We start from the raw sequence: 22099 nt of genomic DNA, 5'->3' as shown, positions 1-22099 counted from the left end.
CTCGCGAAGGCGGTGTGTCAGTCACAAGTGTTATGTCTGAAAAGCCGCCTTCGCGAGCAAGCCCGCTCCCACATTTAATCGGTGTTTACAGCCAGTAACTCACCGCATACCAGCCAAGTACCCCCATCACCACCGTATACGGCAACGCCATCCACACCATCCGCCCATACGACAGGCGAATCAGCGGTGCAATCGCCGACGTCAGCAGAAACAGAAACGCCGCCTGGCCATTAGGCGTGGCCACGCTCGGCAGGTTGGTGCCCGTGTTGATCGCAATCGCCAATGTCTCGAAATGTTCGCGGCTCATGTGGCCGGAGAGGAAAGCCTGTTTCACTTCGGTGATGTAAATGGTCGCGACGAACACGTTGTCGCTGATGGCCGACAGCAAGCCGTTGGCAATGAACAGCATGCCCGGCTGTTGCTCCGCCGGCAGCGCCAGCACCCACTGGATCAGCGGCGTGAACAGTTGCTGGTCGTGAATCACCGCCACCACCGCAAAGAACACCACCAGCAACGCCGTGAACGGCATGGCGTCCTTGAACGCATTGCCGATACGGTGCTCGTCGGTGATGCCGGTGAATGAGGTGATCAGCACGATCACCATCAGACCGATCAGGCCAACCTCGGCGATGTGAAACGCCAGCCCTGCAATCAGGATCAACGCCGCCAGGCCCTGCACTATCAGGGCGGCACGTTGGCGTGCGGTGCGTGCGGCGTTGTCTTCGGCGGCGTAGTTGGCCAGCACCGAACGCACGTTGTCCGGCAGCAGCGTGCCATAACCGAACCAGCGCAATTTCTCCAGCAATACGCAGGTCACCAGGCCCGCCACCAGTACCGGCAAGGACACCGGAGCGATTTTCAGGAAAAACTCGGCGAAGTGCCACCCCATCTCATGGCCGATCAGCAGGTTCTGCGGCTCGCCAACCAAGGTGCAGACGCCACCCAGCGCGGTACCCACGGCGCCGTGCATCAGCAGGCTGCGCAGAAAGGCGCGGAATTGTTCCAGGTCAGCGTGATGCAGCTTGGGCAGATTCTGGTCGTTACCGATCGGGCTGTCCTGCCGCGGATCGTGGCCCGAGGCGACGCGGTGATACACCGAGTAGAACCCCACCGCCGCACTGATGATCACGGCCGTCACGGTCAGGGCGTCGAGAAACGCCGACAGGAACGCCGACAGGAAGCAGAACATCAGCGCCAGCATGGACTTGGAGCGGACCCCGAGCAGCAGTCGCGAGAACAGGAACAACAACAGGTCTTTCATGAAGTAGATGCCGGCCACCATGAACATCAGCAGCAGGATTACCGGAAAGTTGTGCACCAGTTCGTCATAGAGTGCCTGGGGCGTGGTCATCTTCAACAGCAGGGCTTCGACCAGCAGCAGGCCGCCGGGCATCAACGGATAACACTTGAGTGCCATGGCCAGGGTGAAGATGAATTCCAGCACCAGCAGCCAGCCCGCCACCACCGGGCCGAACGTCCACAACACCAGGGCGTTGAGGATCAGGAAGCCGACAATGCTTGCCTTGTACCAGCGGGGGGAATGCCCGAGAAAATTGTGCGCGAACGCCTGGGCCATTGAGCCGGACATTGGCTACTCCTTATAAAAAGAAGCGCGCAAGGTGCCGTAAGTCCAAGGCAAGATCAAGTGTAGGAAAAATCCTTTGGGTTAACCCAGGTAGCGTGCGACGACCGCCCGACAGTTGCCATCCAGTGAAGAGCCCGCCACGACGATGCTTGCGTTCGCTTGCACGGCCAATGAAGTGGCAATATCCAGGCTGCGACCCTGGCGGGTGCGAACCCAGCCAGTACCATTGCCGAAGCGATAATCGAGCTGTCCGTCGGGCATGTAGCGGGCCAGGATGAAGTCGCCCTCGACGCCGCCGAGGGTTGCGCCTGCCGTCAGCACGCAGCCGTCCGGCAATGCCAGGGCGGCGTTCCACTGGCAGCCACTCTGGCCGATTTCCAGCAATTGCGGATGGCCGTCGTTGCAATGGCTGTCCGGACGGCCGTTGCTGTGTACTTTCAGTGAAAGGCAGTGCATCGGGTCGCGGCTGCTGCCAAAACACTGCAAGTCGCCATCGTCGTGCTGGATGATCTGGCTGAGCTGAACGCTGCGCTCCTGTGCCTTGAAACTCATGAAGCCGTCCACGGCGAAACTGTCGTCGAGCCGGCCATCGGTGTGATAACGGGCCAACAGGCCTTCCTGGGGGAAGTTGATCGAGCCGCCCACCAGGATCCGGGCGTCTCGTTGGACCATCAGGCTGCTGATCCAGGTGTTCATCAGCAAATGCCTGACCATCACGAAGCCACGACCATTGAATGTGCTGTCGAGTGAACCGTCGGCATCGAGTCGTATCAGCATGCCGACATGGTCGGCCAGTTCAAAGTGATGATTGGCCAGCAGCAGGATGCGACCATCCTCCTGCACACACACATCACAGGCTTCGGTGCCTGGCATGCCTGGGGGCAGCCAGCCGTCGCGCGCACCCATGGAAAGATTGCCCGGCAGGCGCACCACGCAGCGACCATTGTCGCCAAAGCCTTGAGCCGGACGGCCTTGCTGATCGAACAGGGCTAGGGCAGGCAGTGTCCGGTGCGCATTCTCGTAATGCAGCCCGGCCAGTAGAATGCGCCCATCCGCCAGGACATGGACTTTTCCACCCATCGCCTCGAAGCCATGTTCGAACTGCCCGATGACGCTGCCTTGATGGCCGAATACCAGATCGGCCGAGCCATCTTCCAGCAGGCGAGCCAGGCCGAAGCGGCTACCGCCCGGCGTTCCGACCTTCGCCGCGACCAGCAGCCTGCCCTGTGAATCGATCGCCACCCCGTTGGCCATGCTTGAGGTGCTGCCGGCGAAATACACTTGGGTCGTGCCGTTTCCGGCGAAGGATAAATCGAGTGCTCCAGCGTCGTTCAGTGTGGGCGTCGAGCTAAAAGCGGTCTGGCTTGCCATGCACGCAGCTCCTTGCGAGTCGTCCTGATCCAGAAGTTGGGTGGCGACTTTCATTAGGGAAATCATTCAATCCCTGAATGCGCGGACGCACAACAGTGAGAACTAACAGGCGGAGGGTCGTTTTGTGCCAGAACAGTGTCTTTTCGAACCACTGGCAAGCCTGGCACTCAAACAGGTTCGCCCGGGTTCGCAATAAACTATCGTCAAGTGCAGATGGCCCTGCAACGCCAGCTGCCCGTGATAGAGGAGGGTGCGGGTTACAAGAAGTAACCCGCCATCAATGCTTAGTGCGGCATCGACCAGGACTGCAGGGTGTAGCCCCCCTCGCTCAACTCGGCACGTGCCTGATTTAGCAGGCTTTCAAGTTGTGCGGGATCGGTATAGGCGCTGCTTGGAATCTGCTGGCGACCGATGCGGGTGTTGGTACGGTCGATGACACTCAGGCTGAGTTCGCCATTACCGTCCTGTGGGGCCCAGGCCACGCATTGAAAGGGTTTGAATGCGCGGTCGGCGATCAAAAGAGCTTCGTTGATACGGAGCGGGGCGTTCATGGGATCGTCTCTCTGTATGCCCAATCAAGTGAAGTGCCGCCGGTTGGGCTTACCGTTCGGCTCGTTACTTGTACTGATGCCCGCAACCCGGGGTTGGGTCACATTCAAGTCAACGTTATTTCAACTTTCTTTCATTGGTCAAGGTGTGGAGGCATTTTGAAAGCTGCATGAAAGGTTTGAGTCGTTAGGCAACTAACAAAGCCGCTTCTTATAACTATTCACTTAACGGCCTTATAGTCAAACGATACAAGGGACCGTCAAAATCTTGCTAATGTTACAGTCAAGATCGCCAAATGACTGTTTTTAATAATATTTCATATATTTGGCGCCAAGGAACAGTCATGAGCGAAGCGCCTGCCTTACGACGTCTATTAGTAGTGGACCCCTGCGATGACTGCCATCGGCTCTTGCCGGGTTTACGCTCTGTGGGATGGGATGTAGACAGCTGTACCCTGGAACACGCCGCTGACAAAACCTGCGATGTCGGCCTGCTGCGATTACAACCTTTTCACCTCGAACGACCGGACGCGGTCAAGGAACTGATCAGCCGCAGCGGCACCGAGTGGATCGCCGTACTCAACCAGGAAGTCCTGCGCCTGCAGAATGTCGGGGACTTCGTTTGCGAATGGTTTTTCGATTTCCATACCTTGCCGTTCGATGTGTCCCGGGTTCAAGTCACGCTGGGCCGGGCGTTCGGCATGGCGCGCCTGCGCGGTCAGGGCACGGTTCATATCGATCAGCCTGAGCATGAACTGCTTGGTGACAGCAAGCCGATTCGTGAACTGCGCAAGCTGCTGAGCAAACTGGCACCCACCGAGTCGCCGGTTTTGATTCGCGGTGAAAGCGGGACCGGTAAAGAGCTGGTCGCCCGCACGCTGCACCGACAGTCCCAGCGCCACAGCAAACCCTTTGTCGCGATCAATTGCGGCGCGATTCCCGAACACTTGATCCAGTCCGAACTGTTTGGCCACGAGAAGGGTGCCTTTACGGGCGCCCATCAACGCAAGGTCGGGCGGATCGAAGCCGCCCACGGCGGGACGCTGTTTCTCGACGAAATCGGTGACCTGCCCCTGGAACTGCAAGCCAACCTGTTGCGCTTCCTCCAGGAAAAACATATCGAGCGTGTCGGCGGCAGCCAGCCGATTCCAGTGGATGTGCGGGTATTGGCGGCGACCCACGTCGACCTTGAGGCCGCGATCGAGAAAAAACGCTTCCGCGAAGATTTGTACTACAGGCTGAACGTCCTGCAAGTTGTCACCGCACCCTTGCGCGAGCGTCACGGCGATCTGTCGATGCTGGCCAATCATTTTTCCCATTTCTACAGTCATGAAACCGGTCGCCGCCCTCGCAGTTTCAGCGAAGACGCGCTGGTTGCCATGGGCAAGCATGACTGGCCGGGCAATGTCCGTGAGTTGGCCAACCGGGTTCGCCGCGGGCTGGTGCTGGCGGAAGGACGGCAGATCGAGGCGCGGGACCTGGGGCTGATCAGCCAGCATGCGATCGCCGCACCGATGGGCACTCTCGAAGACTACAAGACCCGCGCCGAGCGCCAGGCGTTGTGCGACGTATTGAATCGTCACAGTGACAATCTCAGCGTCGCTGCCCGGGTATTGGGCGTGTCGCGGCCGACCTTTTACCGATTGCTGCACAAGCACCAGATTCGCTAGACGCAGGATCAAACGATCAAGCGATCTTTTGATCTGCCACAAAAAGCCCCGCTGCGATTGAAGTTGCAACGGGGCTTTTCGGTTGTGGGTCAGAAGTAATACGGGAATTTCAGGCTGAAGGTAAAGTCCGGGGCATCGTCCGTCATGCCGATGGACAGGTTGGGGACGATGGTCAGGTTGTCGGTAGCCGCAATGGTCATGCCGACGTTGAAGTAGCCGGCGTTGGCATCGCTGGAAACAACCGATTGCCAATCCCCGCCATCTTCCCTGATCTTGCTTTTCCGCTGCACCAGGTCAGACACCGAGAACGACATACTCATCTTTTCGTTCAACGCAAACGCAATACCGGCGCCGATCTGGAAGCTGTCGCCGATACGCACCTTGCCCGGGGTTTTCTGGTTGACGGTGGAACTGATGTCGTCAAAGGAATCCTCGAAGTTGTGGGTATAGGAGAGGCTACCGAACAACACGGCCGGGTCGAAGGTCTTGACCAGCGAGATGCCAGGGGTGATCGACCAGACGCCGTTGCCGGTCGGCAGGGACTCAGGCACGAACAGGTTGGTGTTGGCATTATCCTGCACCAGCTTGATCCCGAACGGTTCCTTGCCGGTCGGTGACTTGACGCGCAAGGTGAGCACTGCATCCGGGGTGTTGACCGACTCGTCGAGGAACTTGTAGGCAATGCCGAAGTTGACGTCGCCAATGGTTGGATCGCGTTTGACGCTGCTTTCGGTGGTGACCCCTGCGGACCCCTCGTTACCGCCGCCGGACTGATAGGTCGATTCGCGGTAGATCACCGGCACGTTCAGGTCGAACTGCCAGCGGTTGTCGAAGTTGTAGCGGCCGGTGAGGTCAAGCGTCCAGGTGTCGGCCTTGATCCGGTCCAGGTTGATGTTGCCCAGAAAGATCGAGTCCAGCGCGAGGAAGCCATTGAGGATCAGTTGGCGCGTATCGTAGCGGGAATAGGTCAGCCCGGTTTCAAGGCTGAACTTGCCGCCACCGAAGAACCCGCTGGCCTCGTCATACAGGTTGGAAACACTTTGTGCCGGCTGCGAATCATCGGCCAGCGATTGTCCGTAGGAACTGCCGCCGCCCCCAGCCGCACCCCCTGACGCCGCCGCAGCACCGGTGCCGGTGGCGACTTGTGAATTGTTTTTGAGGTCGGCTGGCGACTTGGCCAGACGTTTGGGTTGTGGTGTTGCCGGTTGGTCTTCGACCTGACGGACCCGTTGCTCGAGGATCGCCAGTGCTTTTTGTTGTACTTCGTATCGTTGCTTCAGCTCCAGAAGCTCCTGTTTCAGAATCTCCACATCCGAGGCGGGTGCTGCTTGCAAGATCGCCGCGGGGAATAAAGTGCTCAAACATACAACTGCGCGCAGTGATACTGATCGATACATGAATAAGCCGTCCCTTAATGCCCAATGATCGAGACTCAGCGTAGTTCAATATCCCAGACTGCGTAGTGCGTTCAGTTGAGACAGGTTGCAGTCCAGTGCACCTGCGCTCGGGCCATTATTGTTCAGCACTACATTAAGCTGAGTCATGTTGTTGACCACGTTGCTGCTGCCCAGTAACCGCGTGTTCTGCAACAGGCCACCCTGGGCAACTTGCTGCAGGGACGTGCCCTGGTTGTTGTTGGCCTGAATGGCCATCTGGATGCCGCCGCCAGTGGCGGAAACAGCCACAGTGCCGGCCGCACTGCTACCGGTAATGGTTTGCCCGCTCATCAACACCTGGCCCAGGCTCGGGTTGTTGGCCGGGACATGACTGGCCTCTTTAACGTCGATCGCGACATTGTTGTAGGCCGTGTTGCCATCGCCGGCGGCACGCACGCTTTGGGTGATCCCTTGTGCGGTGTTCAAGCCAGCGCCGCCAATGACGCTGCCTGTGCCTTGGCCGGGCGTACTGCCGTCACCGGACTGGCTAAAGGTTGAAACGTAGAATTCGGGTTTCAGGGTACCTGCCTGGATCTGCATTGAAGTGGCAGCCCCGATCAAATCACCACTGGCATTACGCCAGGTACTGCTCATGACCACACCGAAACTGATGATCCGTCCCGGCATGACGTAACGGCCACGCAGCTCGCCGAGCTCATGGTCGTTGATTTCGATAGGTTTGAATCCGTTGGCATAGCCTGAAGCACTCGCTGCCAGACAGGCGGCGGCCAGCCAGTATGAGGTTTTCATCTGCTGCTCCCGGAGCATCCCGCCCCAAAATCATCTTTGGGCGATTAAAAGAAGTCGCTCTGTATGAAACCAAAATCCATCAACTCGGCATCTTTGACCGGGTTGAAGTTATCCAGCTTGTTTTTGGCCGTCAGGGGTTCCGGGGGACTGCGTAGCACATTGGTCTTGTCATAACCGGGACCTACGATAGCGAAGACAATGCCGTTCCAGCCTTTGACAAAGTCATCATGGGAGTAGCGTTTGTGACCGAGGACCGGGTCGCCGATATAGACCCATTCCTTGTCTGCCCGCTGCATCACCACGAAGTGCTTGTAGCCGCGAACTTCCATCAGTACCACCACCGGAATCGTCACTGCATCCAGCTTTTCAGTGGGGATCTTGTAGCCACGGGCGCGCATGCCGATGCTTTCTATGTAGCGCTTCATGTCCAGCATGGAAAAACCTTGGGTACGAACAAGGTCCTGGTCAGCATTGACCAGCATGCCTTTGATGATGTGCTCTTCGTCGACGTCGAGCCAATAAGCCTGGCGCAGGACCGTCGCCAGTGCGGCGGCGCCGCAGCTGAAATCGGTTTTCTGTTCGACGATGTCGCTGAACTTGCGCTCACGCAAACTCTGTACCTCCTTGTAGACCAGCATACCGCCAGGCAGGGCGGCCACGGGCATCTGTGCGGCCTGAGTCAGGCCAGACAGGCAGAGCAGGGCGAAAAGGGCAGTCTTACGCATGATCGATACGCCTTTGCGGACTGTGGAAAAGCCCCGTTGCCGGGGCTTTTATTTCGATCGCGATTACAGGCAGACGTTGCAGCCGGCAGCGATGGACAGCGAGTTGCTTTGTTGGTTGCCTACACCCGATGCTACGTTGGCGCCGCCGTTGCCGGAGAAGCCGTTCATCGAGCCCGCCATGGTGGCGGTGTTGGTCACAGGGGTTTTCCAGCCATCTGCGGTCAGTTTTTGTTCTGTGGTTACGCCAGCCAGGCCGAATACGCCGACAGCGACGAAATCAGACTTGGTGACATCATCGTCATGACCGCCACGACCACCTTTGTTGCCATAACCATGGCCACCACCGTGATGGTCATCCTCTTTGGACACGGCCTTGCCGGCTGCCACGAACGCACCCGCAGCTGCAAAGGTGCCTGTGAGCGTGTCTGTCTTGTAAACCTGAGTGCCATAGTTGTTGACAGTCAGCCCGGTAGAGCTTTGGTTGGCCGCTGCCGCCGCGGTTGCTACACGGCCGCCCGATACAGCGATGGCCAGGTTGTTTTTCTGTTGGTTGAAGCTGCCGGAAGCCACGTTCATCCCGATGTTGCCGGAGCCGTTGCTGCCTGCGTTGTTGAGGGTCGAAGTATTGCCACTGGAGTAGTTGTTAGCAGAGTTGCCAGTGTTGTATTGAGTCGCGGCTGAAACGGCGGTTGCGGAGCCGAAGATGAAGCTTTCGTCGGACGTGGCCAGTGCAGCGGCGTTGTCTTGCTGGTTACCGTCACCGGCTGCAACGTTGGCGCCCATGTTGCCGTTGGACCCATTGAGCGAGTTGTCGCCTTTAGCGTCGTTTTTGGTGCCTTGGTTCAATCCTTTGTTGCCGTAGCTGTTCTGCACGTCCAGCACGGCTGCCTTGGCGCCGGAGCTAAGTGACAGAAGTGTGTCAAAGCTTGGGCCGCGATCATGCCCGTTGTTGTTGCCGTGGCCATTGCCGTGACCATTGCCATGACCGCGATCATCATCACGACCGCCTGCTTGTGCCGCGATTGCCATCACTGCTGCCAGAGCGAAAACCAGTGGTTTGAGAGCCATTGTAGGTTTCATGGTGTTTCTCCGTGCTTATTAGTTGGTTAAGTATTGGTACTTTCCAATCGCACTACGTTTGGGTCAGTCAGCGACCCGGATGCTCAGGGTGTTAGCCATTCGGTTCCCCACCCCGGCACTCTGGTTCACCTGGATTACCCCTCGACTGCCGGTGAAGGCCTGGTCGCTGATCACGACCTGGCGACTGCCGATTGAGGTGCCAGTTGCTCCTGAGCTTGGTTGCAACGCCACGTTCTGTTGAGAAAGGGCGCTATCGTCGACGCTCTGCGGCGCAGCACTGATGCTGATGCGCATGGCGTTGGCCATCTGGTTGTTGGCCCCGGCGCCCTGGTTGACGCCCAGTACACCGTTGCCATTACTGAAAGAGGTGCCGCCGATGGTGGCCGTCGCGTTCATCGACGGATTGGCGGAGGTGTTGATTTTCTGGTTGATGCGGGTGGTCGCGGCAGCTTCGGTGCCAATGGCGATCGCCCGGACGTTGGTCTGTTGCTGTTGGTCACCGGCGGCCTGGTTGACGTTGAGGTTGCCTGTGTACTGGCTGCCGGAGTCCTGGATTCTGGCGCTGTTCACCGTGCTTACGCTGGAGTCGGCCATGGCGCTGGTGCAGCCGAGCAGGGCGAGGACTATCAATGAGCGAGTCATGTCATTGGCCTCCAGCCAGTCTGCCCAGTGGGGCGAGGCCGGTACTCAAGGCACGGTTGATGGTTCCCGAGATCGCCCCGCCACTGCCGCCACCGTGGCCCGCGGTCATGCCAGGCATGCCGTTGGGGTTGGTGATCACGTTGAGGCCTTGCATGCCTGAGCCGTTTTGGGGAATGTTGTTGCTGATGGAGGAGCCGCTGGCGACGTTGGCGAAGTCGCCATCGCTGAGCTCGGCATTGCTGAGGCTTTGGGTGACACGTTCAGAAGGGTTGACGTTGACAGTCGTCGGATTGGGATCCTTGCCTCCGTTGCGGCCGATGTGCACCGGCTGAACGTCACGTTTAAGCACGATGACCCCATTGCCTTCAGCTTGAACATTGAAGCTGAGTATCGAGGTGGCGAATCCGACCAGCAGGAGGTGGGTTATTCCGTTGTTGAAAGTTCCCATGGCAACTATTCCTTCTTCTGCGAGCTGGACCTTGTCAGCGTTATGAAGGAGAGAGCGAAAGCTGTGCCGCTTTTTGATAGTCGTGGGAATTCAATAGCTTGCGAATTATGCGAACATGGGGCGTATTGGGCTCTGTTTCAGATTTGATACAGTGCTAAACGCCTGTATCAGGCAAAAGCAGTTGCGATGCTCTAGATCAAGGGTTGACGGCGATGTGTTTCATTTTCCTTACAGCCCAGGTGTAAAGATTATGAAGCCGTTCAAATAGCCAGTTTGAGCTCGGAGGGGTGTTTCAAAAATGGACACTTCCCCCCCAAAACAGGGGAAAAACGCGTCCGGATTGGCAAAATAGTCAGGAATCGAGCAGGAGCTCAACGGCTTTCATGGCCTGGCTGCGACGCGCGGCCCAATCGCCCTGCAGCACCTGAACCGGTTGTCGATGGTGCTCCAGCCAGGCAAGGGTCTGCTCGAAGAAGGCCCGGCGTTGTCCCAGTTCGGGTTGGCAACGCTGCCCGTCATCCGTCCAGGCGACATCGTCGGGGGACAATAGCAGGTGCAAATCATATTGCCTGGTCAACAGCGCCTGTTCGATCCAGACCGGGCACTCGCCAAACAGGGTCCGGCTCCAGAGGATGTTGCTCAGCAAGTGAGTGTCGAGCAGCAGCAACCGAGGCTGTCGGGCGCGCGCCCCGTCCTCCCATTGCAGTTGTCCGCGGGCAATGGGCGTAATGTCGGCCAGGCACGTATCGCGTGGGTTCTGCTCGATGAACCAGCGGACATATTCGTCCACCAGAACGCCGCCGAAATGCGCTTGCAGTTCGGCCGCGAGCCAACTCTTGCCACTGGATTCGGGACCGGTGAGCACCAGGACTTTCATGTGCGCAATACCGGGTCGGCGCGCCATTCCCGCCAGCCTTGCACGGCTATCAGGGCAAACAGCGCGTAGAGGCCGGCGGTCAGGTACATCCCCTTGTAGACAAACAGCCCGACGAAAATCACGTCCAGGGTGATCCACAGTGGCCAGCATTGCACGCGTTTCTGCGCCATCCAGACTTGCGCCACCAGGCTGAAACCGGTCAGCGCCGCATCGAGCCAGGGTTGGGCGGCATCGGTCCAGTGCGCCATTGCCGCGCCTAGCAGCAGACTGCCGATCGCGCCGACGGCAAGACTGAGCGTTATCGATTGACCATCGAGCCGGCTGACCTGCCGCCCCTGACGGGTGTCGCCCGCACGCGTCCACTGCCACCAGCCATACAGCTGCAAGGCGGCATAGATCACCTGCAGCAGCATGTCCGAATACAGTTTCACTTCAAAAAAGATCCAGCTGTAGAGCAGCACCATGACCAGGCCGATCGGCCAGCACCAGGGGTTCTGTTTGACCGTCAACCAGACGGCAATGACACCGAGGGTGGCGGCAAACAGTTCAAGCCCGGACATGGAGGTTCCTTGGGGGAAGTCGAAGAGGGAGGCGATTGTAACGGGTAGGCGCGGTTGGCGGGGTGGTTTGATCGTGTACGTATCCGTTCACGGATAAGTACTCCGCGGCAGCGTTTATCAGACTTGTCTGATAGGATTTCGGCCCCGCGCGGAAAAACCTGAGTCCAAGTTGATTTTTCACGGAATTTTTACGGTTTTGTGGGGGAATTGCGCGCGCGGGACTTCATCTGCACTGATCACAGTGGCGTTCTGAAAATATTAACGGGGCATGCCGTGGCGCATCGCTTCTTGGGGGATTGATGGATCTTTGGACCGCCTTTCAGGCATTGATACTTGGCGTTGTTGAGGGATTGACGGAGTTTTTGCCCATTTCCAGTACCGGGCACCAGATCATCGTGGCCGACCTGCTCGACTTCGGGGGGGAGCGGGCCATGGCCTTCAACATCATCATCCAGCTCGGGGCGATCCTGGCGGTGGTGTGGGAGTTTCGCCGCAAGATTTTCGATGTGGTCGTCGGCCTGCCGACCCAGCCGGGCGCTCGACGCTTTACCGCGAACCTGCTGATCGCCTTTATGCCGGCCGTGGTATTGGGGGTGATTTTCGCCGACCTGATTCACCATTACCTGTTCAACCCGATCACCGTGGCCACGGCGCTGGTGGTCGGCGGTGTCGTCATGTTGTGGGCTGAACGGCGTCAGCATGAAGTGCATGCCCACACCGTCGACGAGATCACCTGGAAAGACGCGCTGAAGATCGGCTTTGCCCAGTGTCTGGCAATGATTCCGGGCACCTCGCGCTCCGGTTCGACGATCATTGGCGGTTTGCTGTTCGGCTTGTCGCGCAAGACCGCCACCGAGTTCTCGTTCTTCCTGGCGATGCCGACCATGGTCGGCGCGGCGGTGTACTCGGGCTACAAATACCGCGACCTGTTCGTGCCGGCGGATTTTCCGGTGTTCGCCATCGGCTTCGTCACTGCGTTCATCTTCGCGATGATTGCCGTGCGCGGCCTGCTCGTGTTCATCGGCAGTCACAGCTACGCGGCGTTCGCCTGGTATCGCATCGTGTTCGGCCTGATCATCCTTGCCACCTGGCAGTTCGGTTGGGTTGACTGGACCGCCGTCCAGCCATGAACGAAAGCGCGCGCAATAACCCCGGACGCCGGTCCGGGGGCGAGACTCGCCATCCCGGGCTGAAACTGCTGGTGTTGGCGATCCTGTACGTGCTGCCGCTGTCGGGTTCGATGACGATGTGGCTGGGGGGCATTTCACGGGTGCCCCTGGCGGCTTATGGCATCGTCAGCGTGCTGGCGTTCCTGCTGTACTGGAGCGACAAGCGCAAGGCCCGGCTCGATCGCTGGCGCATACCGGAGAACGTGTTGCATGCGGTGGAACTCGCCGGCGGCTGGCCTGGCGCCTTGCTGGCCCAGCAGGTGTTTCGGCACAAGACGCGCAAGCTTTCGTTTCAGGTGCTGTTCTGGGTGATCGTGTTGCTGCACCAGGTGTTCTGGATCGATCAATTGTTCCTTGGCGCCCATCTTTTCGCGCTGGTTTAAATTCGCGCAGCTTTAAAGCAACAGGCCGACCTGGGTGCGCTTGGGCAATTTGCGCACCACCAGTTGATGGGAACGTCGCAACAAGTCTTGCAGCTCTTCGGCACCAAGCGGGTAGGGCGTTGCCATGATGATCCACTGCGCCCGCGCCAGATAAGGTGCCGGGTGAATGCCCGGACGGTCGCAATGACCGAGAAACAGATCCTTGTCGACCTTGAACGCCAGGGATGCGCCCCGCAGGTTCTGCAAGGCGAACATCTTGTTTCCGGCAATCGAAAACACCCGCACGCCACCCCATTTGTAGTCTTCCCGCGCGCCGGGCAGCGCCAGGCAGAACTGCGCGACATCCTCTTCGCTCATGCGTGCGGCCTTCATAGCAATCGTTCCCCGCAGGCGTTGAAAGATTCGATCAAATGGTCGATCCAGGCGCGCACCGCCGGCATCACCCCGCGCCGATGAGGGTAGACCGCTTGCAGCCAGCCGCCTGGCAATGACCAGTCAGGCAGCAACTGCACCAGCGAGCCGTCTGCCAGCGCTTGCTCGCAATACATCATCGGCAACAGGGTAAACCCCTGGCCCGCCAGGGTGCAGGCCTTGCGCACGATGAAGTCATCGATACCCAATCGCGCTTCGAGGGTCAAGTCAACGCTGTTGCCCTGTTGATCGAGCATGCGGATGTGCACCATGCGATCGGCTTCCAGCGCGCCGAGCACCGGCAGTTTTTTCAGGTCTTCGGGGTGGTTGATCTCATGTCCATGCAGGAAGGCGGGGCTGGCGACCATCGCCATTTGCGCCTGGCGCAGGCGTCGGGTGACCAGCAACGGGTCTTCGTCGCCCAACTCGCGCACGCGCAAGGCTACGTCGACGCCCTCGGTTACCAGGTCGACCCGTCGATTGAGCAACATGACTTCCAGTTGAACCAGTGGAAACTTCGCCAGGAAATCACTGATCACGGTCGGCAGAATCTCGTGGGCCAACCCCACCGGACAGGACACCCGCAAACGTCCGCGGGGTTCGCTGGACATGCTGGCCACTGCCTCATCGGCCATCTCGGCTTCCAGCAGCATCGCCTGACAGTGCCGCAGGTAACGCTCGCCCACGGCCGTCAGCTTGAGTTGGCGGGTGGTGCGTTGCAGCAGGCGAGCGCCCAGGCGTTCTTCCAGCTCGGCGATCCGACGCGACAGGCGCGACTTGGGTATCCCGAGCAAACGCCCGGCTGCCGCGAAACCACCGGCTTCGACCACCTTGGCGAAATAGTAGAGATCATTGAGGTCTTGCATACGGGTCACTCGATTGTTCTATCAGTGGGACGAACTATCGCATTGTTGCCATCTAATCATCTATTGGTTTCGCCTGTAGGATGGTTTCCATCAGATCGCCATGAGCGGTCCTCACCTGGAGATCCCCACATGAAATTGCTGCATATCGATTCGAGCATTCTTGGCGACAACTCGGCTTCCCGTCAGTTGAGCAGCGAAGTCGTCAAGGCCTGGCAAACCGCCGAGCCGAGCGCCATGGTGACTTACCGTGACCTGGCTGCCGACGCCATCAGCCATTTCTCCGCCGCCACCCTGGTGGCTGCCGGCACCACGGCAGAACTGCGCAATGCCGCGCAACAGCACGAAGCCGATCTGAGCGCCCAGGCGCTGGCTGAATTCCTCGCCGCCGATGCGGTGGTGATTGCCGCCCCGATGTACAACTTCACCATTCCGACTCAACTCAAGGCCTGGATCGACCGCATCGCCGTTGCCGGTCAGACCTTCCGCTACACCGAAGCCGGCCCTGAAGGCCTTTGCGGTAACAAGAAAGTGGTGATTGTCTCGACATCTGGCGGCCTGCACGTGGGTCAGGTCACTGGCGTTGCCCATGAAGAATATTTGAAAGTCATGTTCGGCTTCCTCGGTATCACCGATATCGAGTTCGTCCGCGCCCATGGCCTGGCTTACGGTGATGAAGTGCGGACCAAGGCCATGAACGATGCCCAGACGCACATCAGCGAGCAATTGTTCGTCGCCGCGTAAGGCTTGCGTAAAGACGTCAAACAGCTCGGGCAACAACCAAAAAACTCTGTATTCTGATCACGCAAGTGCCAGAAGTGGAGTTTTTTGTTTCTGGTTGTTGCTAGTTCTGGCCCGGGTTATGCAATCAAGGGTTATCGTCTCCGGTCAAGTAACAAGGTGGGGCATCCCATGGTGCGTCTTTGTGCAAGCTTGCTGATATGTCTGCTCGGCAGCCTGGATTCAGTGCACGCCGCACCTGCGCCACATACGCACTGGAGCGTCGGCTTCCATGAGATGAGCTTCCTCGATCCGCTGGACCTGCAGCCGATGCGTGCCATCGCCTTCTATCCTTCCAGCGACAAGGAACACACCAGCATACTCGAGGGCTATACCGTCGAAGCCGGCGAAGATACCCGCGTCGCCATCGGTCGTTTCCCGATGCTGATGCTGTCCCATGGCAACACCGGAACCCCGCTGGCCCTGCACGATCTCGCCACCTCGCTGGCGCGCAAGGGGTTCATCGTGGTGGCGGTGATCCATCCCGGCGACAACTCCAGGGACCACAGCCGCCTGGGTACCTTGAGCAATCTGTATGGCCGGCCGATCCAGATTTCCCAAGCCATCACCGCGACCCTGGGCGATCGCATGCTTGCGCCCTTCGTCAATGCCAACCAGGTCGGCGTGATCGGCTATTCGGCGGGAGGGGAAACCGCATTGATCCTCTCCGGTGCGACGCCGGACCTGGACCGTCTGCGCCGCTATTGCCAGGAGCGGCCGGATGATCGCGATGCCTGCAACACCCAAGGCGAATTGATCGTTGATCGCGATGACCTGCAACCGGTGGCTGACCCACGGGTTCATGCCTTGCTGCTGATGGCGCCGCTGAGCCTGAAGTTCGGGCGCCATACCCTGGCCGACGTGCACGTGCCGGTGCTGCTTTACAGCGGCGACGGCGACAAACTGGTGGCATTCGACAAGAACGCTGCAGCGTTGGCGCGCAAACTGCCGATCGCGCCGGACTTCAAGTTGCTGGCCGGCGCCGGGCACTTCGTGTTCATGGCGCCCTGCAACGAAGAGCAGATTATCGCGATGCCGGCGTTGTGCACCGATGCCGACGGGGTCGATCGCAAAGACATCCACCGCACCATGATTTCCGAAGCGGGGCGGTTCTTTTCCCGTGCGCTGGGCAAGCCGGACAGGGCCGGCATGCAAACCGCCGATCAATAAGGTTCACGCCACCCCCTGCAGGAGCTGGCTTGCCAGCGAATGGTCTTGAGTCTTGCAGTGAGCCAACGGACGCCTTCGCTGGCAAGCCAGCTCCTACAGGAGACGTGGCAATCAGGCCATTGCGCGGCGTTTGAGTAACAGGGTCAAACCAAGTGCGCTCACCGACAGCAACGCCGCACTAAAGAATATCCACGAGTACCCCAGGTTCAAGGCGATGGCGCCCATCAACGGCCCGGCAATCGCCAGCGCCAGATCGAAAAACACCGCATAGGCACTCAAGCCCGCGCCGCGACTGGAATTGGGTACCTGCTTGATCGCCTCCACACCCAATGCCGGGTAGACCAGCGACAAGCCGAAGCCGGTCAGACCTGCGCCGATCAACGCATAAGTGGTCGAGGGCGCGAGCCACAGCAGCCCCAGGCCCAAGGTTTCAACACTCATGCAGGCAATGGCCGAGGTGAATCCGCCGAAGCGGCTGATGCTGAAATGAACAACAGCCGCGCCAGAATGAAACAGACGCCGAACACCGTCAGGCAGTAGGCCGCGCCAGCCCAGCCGCGGCTGACGTAATACAAAGTGATAAAAGTAGTCAGGGTGCCGTAGCCGATGGAGGCCAGGCTCAGGCTCGCGCCAAACGGCGCAATGCGCCCGAACACCGCCCAGAATGGCAGGCGCTCGCCACGAATCACCGGCACCGAGGGTTTGTTGCGGATCAGCAGCAGTGCGGCCAGTGCCAGCAGTGACAGGACAATCCCCAGGCTTTCAAAGCCGTACTCGGCGACCATCACCACCCCAAGTGGCGCGCCAATGGCGATGGCGCCGTAGGACGCAATCCCGTTCCAGGAAATCGAGCGCGCGGTATGTTCGGCACCGACCTGGCCCATGCACCAACTGATGGTGCCGACGCCAATCAAGCCTTGGGCGATCCCCAACAGCAGGCGGCCGGCGATCAGGATCAACAGACTCAACAACGGAAAGCTTTGCAGCAACGTCGACAACAGCGTCAGCACTCCGCTCAAGACGATCCCCGACAAGCCGTACACAATCGCCCGTTTGGTGCCAACATTGTCCGACATGCGCCCGGCCATGGGGCGGCTGAGCAGAGTGGCCAGGTACTGGCAGCCGATGGTCAGCCCCGCGATGATCGCGCTGAAACCCAGCTGTTCGTGGACGTACCCCGGTATCACCGCAATCGGCAGGCCGATGCACAGGAAGGCAATGAAGGTATAGAAGACGATGGAGACGATCTGCAGGGTGATCGCCGTGGAGCTTTGCGGGGGCACTTGCTGCACAGACATGACGGCTCGTTCGCGGGCGGCGGTAGGAGAACTGCATCATGGCTTGGATATAAAATAAAAGGAAGCAGGCTAACTATATCCGTGAGATCGAGGGCCTCTTCGCGAGCAAGCCCGCTTACACATTGGATCGCGGTCACCTGTAGGAGCGAGCTTGCTCGCGATGATTTGCGCACCACAGAAATTCTTGAACATTGAAATGCAAAAAGCCCTGTCACAAGGACAGGGCTTTTACTTGCATCTTGCAGCTTGAAACCAATAGCTGCTCTTTAGAACACAACACCCTGACTACGTAGGTAGTCATCATAGGTACCGCTGAAGTCGATCACGCCGCTGGCGCTCAACTCGATGATGCGAGTAGCCAAGGACGATACGAACTCACGGTCGTGGCTGACGAAGATCAGCGTGCCCGGGTAGTTCTCCAGCGCCAGGTTCAGCGCCTCGATCGATTCCATGTCCAAGTGGTTGGTCGGTTCGTCCATGATCAGCACGTTCGGCTTTTGCAGGATCAGCTTGCCGAACAGCATGCGACCTTGCTCACCACCGGAGATGACCTTGACCGACTTGAGGATCTCGTCGTTGGAGAACAGCATCCGGCCGAGGGTGCCGCGAACGATTTGCTCGCCGCCCTGGGTCCATTGGCCCATCCAGTCGAACAGGTTGCAGTCGTCTTCGAAGTCGTGCGCGTGGTCCTGGGCGTAGTAGCCCAGTTCCGCGGCGTCGGTCCACTTCACGGTACCGGCATCCGGGGTCAGTTCATTGACCAGGGTGCGCAGCAGGGTGGTTTTACCGATACCGTTCGGGCCGATGATCGCCACGCGCTCTCCGGCTTCAACCACGAAGCTGAAATCCTTGAACAGCGGCTTGCCGTCGAAGCCTTTGGCCATGCGCTCGACGATGACCGCCTGACGGTGCAGCTTCTTGGTTTGTTCGAAACGGATGAATGGGCTGACACGGCTCGAAGGCTTGACCTCGGCCAGTTGGATCTTGTCGATCGCCTTGGCGCGGGAGGTCGCTTGCTTGGCTTTCGAGGCGTTGGCCGAGAAGCGGCTGACGAACGATTGCAGCTCGGAAATCTGTGCTTTCTTCTTGGCGTTGTCCGACAGCAGTTGCTCGCGGGACTGGGTCGCCACGGTCATGTACTCGTCGTAGTTGCCCGGGAACAGTCGCAGCTCGCCGTAATCCAGGTCAGCCATGTGCGTGCACACGCTGTTCAGGAAGTGACGGTCGTGAGAGATGATGATCATCAGGCTGGAGCGCTGGGTCAGGATATTTTCCAGCCAGCGGATGGTGTTGATGTCCAGGTGGTTGGTCGGTTCGTCGAGCAACAGCACTTCCGGATCGGAGAACAGCGCCTGAGCCAGCAATACGCGCAGTTTCCAGCCCGGGGACACTTCGCTCATCGGGCCGAAGTGCTGCTCGATGCCGATACCCAGGCCCAGCAACAGTTCGCCGGCACGGGATTCGGCGGTGTAGCCGTCCATTTCAGCGAACTCGGTTTCCAGCTCGGCCACGGCCATGCCGTCTTCTTCGGTCATTTCCGGCAGCGAGTAGATGCGGTCGCGCTCGGCCTTGACCTTCCACAGCTCTTCGTGACCCATGATCACGGTATCGATCACGGTGAATTCTTCGTAGGCGAACTGGTCCTGGCGCAATTTACCCAGACGCACGTTCGGCTCCAGCATGACCTGGCCGCCCGATGGCTCGAGGTCGCCACCGAGGATTTTCATGAAGGTCGATTTGCCGCAACCGTTGGCGCCGATCAGGCCATAACGGTTGCCCGCGCCGAATTTCACCGAAACGTTTTCAAATAGCGGCTTGGCGCCGAACTGCATCGTGATGTTAGCTGTAGAGATCAAAGGTTTTTCCTGCGAAGCTTAAAAAGTAGCAAGGGTTGCGGCAGTACCGATTCAGTACCCGTTTCCGGTCTCCGAACCACGGTAAATTCATCCCGGTCAGAAGCGGAAGGTCCATCTGGCAATAAGTGGACAGCAGCATAAGGAGCGCTTGGCCCGAGTCGAAGTGCGCTGAGGCGGGGTTCATTCCCGTCATCAGCCAAGGGGGGCGCATAATGTTTGGCGGCGATTGTACTGGTCTGGCTCTTTAAACGATAGGGCGTTGAGGCCGTACGGCTCCTTTGACACCATCAGCGGTCAGATTTTAAGCGCGGAATGCTAACAGCAGGTTACAAACGCTGGCTAAAATGCCATCTTTGATCCTGAGGTCGACAGTCGACATGCGCTCAGTGGCGCGCCACCGGCACCTCCGTTTCGATATCAGACGCTGCACAAGGCCCTCCAGGGGACGCAGTTTGTTCACTTCTGACGTGTGACGATTTTCGTGAAGCTCATCATTGCTGTTATTTATGTTGTATCGATCGCGTACGTTCATCTGCGCGGACGCGTGCGCCACAAATTGGGCCGCCAGCTGAGTGATCACTCGACATTTCTGGCACCGGTCAATTGCCTCCTTTACCTGTTCTCGAAAATCCCCAACAGGCCTTATCTCGACACTGCCGATTTTCCTGACTTGAGTCCGTTGCAGACCCATTGGCAAGACATTCGCGCCGAAGGCCAGAGCCTGCTCGAGAACGGTGAGATCAAACGCTCGAACCAGTATGACGATGTCGGATTCAACTCGTTCTTCAAGACGGGCTGGAAGCGCTTTTACCTGAAGTGGTACGGCGATAGCCACCCATCAGCCATGAAACTCTGCCCGCGCACCACTGAACTGGTGCAGAGTATCGGCTCGATCAAGGCCGCGATGTTTGCCGAGCTGCCACCAGGATCCAGACTGGTCCGTCACCGCGATCCGTATGCCGGATCCTATAGGTATCACCTGGGCCTGGACACGCCGAACGATGCCGGGTGCTACATCAACGTCGATGGCGAGAACTACCACTGGCGCGACGGTGAAGCGGTGATGTTCGACGAGACCTTTATTCATTACGCCGAAAACACCACCCAGCAAAATCGCATCATTCTGTTCTGCGACATTGAGCGGCCGATGAAGTATCGCTGGGCGGCAGCGTTCAATGGCTGGTTCAGCCGCCATGTGATGGCGGCAGCGGGGGCGCCGAACGCTGTGGGCGACAAGACCGGTGCTATCAACCGTCTGTTCGGCAAAATCTACAAGTTTCGCCTGAGGGGCAAGGCGCTGAAGAAGCGCAATCGTAAACTTTACTACCTGGAGAAGTGGGCGATTTTGGGTGGGTTGCTGGCAGTGTTTATGTTGATCTGATTTTTGCTTTGCGGCCCCTGACGCCTTCGCGAGCAAGCCCGCTCCCACATTCGAACCGGTTTCTCCAATGGAGTGCGGTCAAGTGTGGGAGCGGGCTTGCTCGCGATGAGGCCTGCACTTTCACCGCATAACTCATGGATGTTCCTGTATTCAATCAGCCACTGGAACGCTTTGAAGGTTTTTTGGCCGGTGCCGGCTTGTCGGTCGATTTAGCTTTCGCGGCAGGTTTGGCAGCCGCCTTGCCACCCAGGCTGCGTTTAAGCAGTTCAGTCAAATCAATCACATCCGCGGTCTTGCGCTCCTCTTCACCCGTCGCAGTTTCCACGTCCTCGATCTTGCCTTCATGGGCCTTTTTCTCCACCAGCGCCATGATCTTGTCTTCGAAACTGTCGCGATAGTCTTCAGGGCTCCACTCGGCGCTCATGTCTTCGACCAGCCGCTTGGCCATGTCCAGCTCGCCCTTGACCAGCTTCGCATCGGTGACTTCGCTGCCCAGTTCGAGCGTATCCAGGCTGCGAACTTCAGCCGGCCAGCGCAGCATGACCAGGACCATGGCCGACTCCAGCGGCATCAGTGCGGCCAAGTGCTGGCGAGTGTGCAAGACCACGTGGGCGAGGGCGACCTTGTTGGTTTTGCTGAGGGTTTCGCGCAGCAGCGCGTAGACCTTGCCGCCGCGTTTATCGGGTGCAAGGTAGTAGGGTGTGTCGATGTTTTGCAGGGGAATCTGTTCACTGTCGACAAAGGAAAAGATGTCGATGGTTTGTGTGGACAGCGGGTGCGCCGACTTGATCTCCTCCTCACTGAGCACCACGTAGCGCCCCTTTTCGTATTGCACACCTTTAACGATGTGCTCTTTGGTCACCTCCTTGCCGGTGACCTTGTTGATGCGCTTATAGCCGACCGGCTCCATGCTCCGGCTGTCGAGCCAGTCGAAATCCACCCCTTGGGAAGACGTCGCCGAGACCAGCGCGACAGGGATATGCACCAGCCCGAAACTGATTGCGCCTTTCCAGATTGCTCGTGGCATCGTCGTCTTCTCCCAAGTGATGATCAGGTGACCCGTGGCCTGGAGCAAAAGTTTCAGCCGCTTTGGCCC

At 58.8% G+C, this 22099-nt stretch carries 21 protein-coding genes and 1 pseudogene; 6 read left to right on the top strand and 16 right to left on the bottom strand.

The window, feature by feature from the left end:
- Positions 1-85: 85 nt before the first annotated feature.
- The 3 genes from nhaB to BZ163_RS27485 all read right to left on the bottom strand — a co-directional run bounded on the left by nhaB (position 86) and on the right by BZ163_RS27485 (position 3507).
- The gene (gene nhaB, locus BZ163_RS27495) at positions 86-1588 is read right to left on the bottom strand and encodes a sodium/proton antiporter NhaB (RefSeq protein WP_128873513.1); all 1503 of its coding nucleotides are present in this window, start codon (positions 1586-1588) and stop codon (positions 86-88) included.
- Positions 1589-1666: 78 nt separating this feature from the next.
- On the bottom strand, positions 1667-2956 hold the full coding sequence (locus BZ163_RS27490) for a hypothetical protein (protein WP_128873512.1): 1290 nt from the start codon (positions 2954-2956) through the stop codon (positions 1667-1669).
- Positions 2957-3240: 284 nt separating this feature from the next.
- Positions 3241-3507: a hypothetical protein gene (locus BZ163_RS27485; RefSeq protein WP_128873511.1), complete on the bottom strand. Its 267-nt coding sequence runs from the start codon at positions 3505-3507 to the stop codon at positions 3241-3243.
- 341 nt (positions 3508-3848) lie between these two features.
- Between BZ163_RS27485 and BZ163_RS27480 the strand changes: the two genes are divergently transcribed.
- Positions 3849-5174 (top strand): sigma-54 dependent transcriptional regulator, encoded by a 1326-nt coding sequence (locus BZ163_RS27480; RefSeq protein WP_128873510.1) that lies wholly within the window; start codon positions 3849-3851, stop codon positions 5172-5174.
- An 89-nt stretch (positions 5175-5263) separates the two neighbouring features.
- Here the strand turns inward: BZ163_RS27480 and BZ163_RS27475 are convergent, their stop codons facing one another.
- From BZ163_RS27475 to pnuC, 8 genes are all read right to left on the bottom strand, one after another.
- Positions 5264-6571 (bottom strand): autotransporter domain-containing protein, encoded by a 1308-nt coding sequence (locus tag BZ163_RS27475; protein WP_128873509.1) that lies wholly within the window; start codon positions 6569-6571, stop codon positions 5264-5266.
- Positions 6572-6616: 45 nt separating this feature from the next.
- Positions 6617-7360, bottom strand: a complete 744-nt coding sequence (locus BZ163_RS27470) for a hypothetical protein (RefSeq protein WP_128873508.1) — start codon at positions 7358-7360, stop codon at positions 6617-6619.
- Between the two features lie 44 nt (positions 7361-7404).
- Entirely contained in the window at positions 7405-8085 is a 681-nt protein-coding gene (locus BZ163_RS27465) for a C39 family peptidase (protein ID WP_128873507.1), read from the bottom strand.
- A gap of 63 nt (positions 8086-8148) precedes the next feature.
- The gene (locus BZ163_RS27460) at positions 8149-9165 is read right to left on the bottom strand and encodes a heme utilization protein (protein WP_128873506.1); all 1017 of its coding nucleotides are present in this window, start codon (positions 9163-9165) and stop codon (positions 8149-8151) included.
- Positions 9166-9228: 63 nt separating this feature from the next.
- Positions 9229-9807: an adhesin gene (locus tag BZ163_RS27455; RefSeq protein WP_128873505.1), complete on the bottom strand. Its 579-nt coding sequence runs from the start codon at positions 9805-9807 to the stop codon at positions 9229-9231.
- 1 nt (position 9808) lies between these two features.
- Positions 9809-10255: a hypothetical protein gene (locus tag BZ163_RS27450; protein ID WP_128873504.1), complete on the bottom strand. Its 447-nt coding sequence runs from the start codon at positions 10253-10255 to the stop codon at positions 9809-9811.
- Between the two features lie 352 nt (positions 10256-10607).
- Positions 10608-11132, bottom strand: a complete 525-nt coding sequence (locus tag BZ163_RS27445; protein WP_128873520.1) for an AAA family ATPase — start codon at positions 11130-11132, stop codon at positions 10608-10610.
- Positions 11129-11692 carry a nicotinamide riboside transporter PnuC gene (pnuC, locus tag BZ163_RS27440; protein ID WP_128873503.1) on the bottom strand — a complete coding sequence of 188 codons (564 nt, stop codon included), beginning with the start codon at positions 11690-11692 and terminating at the stop codon, positions 11129-11131. The genes BZ163_RS27445 and pnuC overlap by 4 nt, the downstream gene beginning before the upstream one ends.
- Positions 11693-11991: 299 nt before the next feature.
- Here pnuC and BZ163_RS27435 point away from each other — a divergent pair, with 299 nt between their 5' ends.
- Together BZ163_RS27435 and BZ163_RS27430 are read left to right on the top strand one after the other, a co-directional pair.
- Positions 11992-12822, top strand: a complete 831-nt coding sequence (locus tag BZ163_RS27435) for an undecaprenyl-diphosphate phosphatase (RefSeq protein WP_128873502.1) — start codon at positions 11992-11994, stop codon at positions 12820-12822.
- Positions 12819-13244, top strand: coding sequence for a DUF1294 domain-containing protein (locus BZ163_RS27430; RefSeq protein ID WP_128873501.1), 426 nt, complete (start codon positions 12819-12821; stop codon positions 13242-13244). The genes BZ163_RS27435 and BZ163_RS27430 overlap by 4 nt, the downstream gene beginning before the upstream one ends.
- A gap of 12 nt (positions 13245-13256) precedes the next feature.
- Here the strand turns inward: BZ163_RS27430 and BZ163_RS27425 are convergent, their stop codons facing one another.
- Positions 13257-13616 carry an MmcQ/YjbR family DNA-binding protein gene (locus BZ163_RS27425; RefSeq protein WP_128873500.1) on the bottom strand — a complete coding sequence of 120 codons (360 nt, stop codon included), beginning with the start codon at positions 13614-13616 and terminating at the stop codon, positions 13257-13259.
- Positions 13613-14521 carry a LysR substrate-binding domain-containing protein gene (locus tag BZ163_RS27420; protein ID WP_128873519.1) on the bottom strand — a complete coding sequence of 303 codons (909 nt, stop codon included), beginning with the start codon at positions 14519-14521 and terminating at the stop codon, positions 13613-13615. Before BZ163_RS27420 ends, BZ163_RS27425 begins: the two co-directional genes overlap by 4 nt.
- A 129-nt stretch (positions 14522-14650) precedes the next feature.
- Between BZ163_RS27420 and BZ163_RS27415 the strand changes: the two genes are divergently transcribed.
- Positions 14651-15262, top strand: a complete 612-nt coding sequence (locus tag BZ163_RS27415) for an FMN-dependent NADH-azoreductase (RefSeq protein WP_128873499.1) — start codon at positions 14651-14653, stop codon at positions 15260-15262.
- A 168-nt stretch (positions 15263-15430) separates the two neighbouring features.
- On the top strand, positions 15431-16468 hold the full coding sequence (locus BZ163_RS27410) for a dienelactone hydrolase (RefSeq protein ID WP_128873498.1): 1038 nt from the start codon (positions 15431-15433) through the stop codon (positions 16466-16468).
- Between the two features lie 111 nt (positions 16469-16579).
- Here BZ163_RS27410 and BZ163_RS27405 read toward each other — a convergent pair.
- Both BZ163_RS27405 and BZ163_RS27400 read right to left on the bottom strand, forming a co-directional pair.
- Positions 16580-17766 (bottom strand): annotated as a pseudogene (locus BZ163_RS27405) (MFS transporter).
- Between the two features lie 266 nt (positions 17767-18032).
- Positions 18033-19622 (bottom strand): ABC-F family ATPase, encoded by a 1590-nt coding sequence (locus BZ163_RS27400; protein ID WP_128873497.1) that lies wholly within the window; start codon positions 19620-19622, stop codon positions 18033-18035.
- A gap of 481 nt (positions 19623-20103) precedes the next feature.
- Between BZ163_RS27400 and lpxO the strand changes: the two genes are divergently transcribed.
- Entirely contained in the window at positions 20104-21003 is a 900-nt protein-coding gene (gene lpxO / locus BZ163_RS27395) for a lipid A hydroxylase LpxO (protein WP_128873496.1), read from the top strand.
- Positions 21004-21157: 154 nt separating this feature from the next.
- Here lpxO and BZ163_RS27390 read toward each other — a convergent pair whose 3' ends face one another.
- Positions 21158-22030, bottom strand: a complete 873-nt coding sequence (locus tag BZ163_RS27390; protein WP_128873495.1) for a Ku protein — start codon at positions 22028-22030, stop codon at positions 21158-21160.
- Positions 22031-22099: the final 69 nt, after the last annotated feature.

Origin of the sequence: Pseudomonas sp. VI4.1, from assembly GCF_002029345.1 — a bacterium.
Lineage (GTDB): Bacteria > Pseudomonadota > Gammaproteobacteria > Pseudomonadales > Pseudomonadaceae > Aquipseudomonas.
The sequence above is the reverse complement of the archived record's forward strand: the minus strand, read 5'-3'. Positions and strand labels throughout refer to the sequence as shown.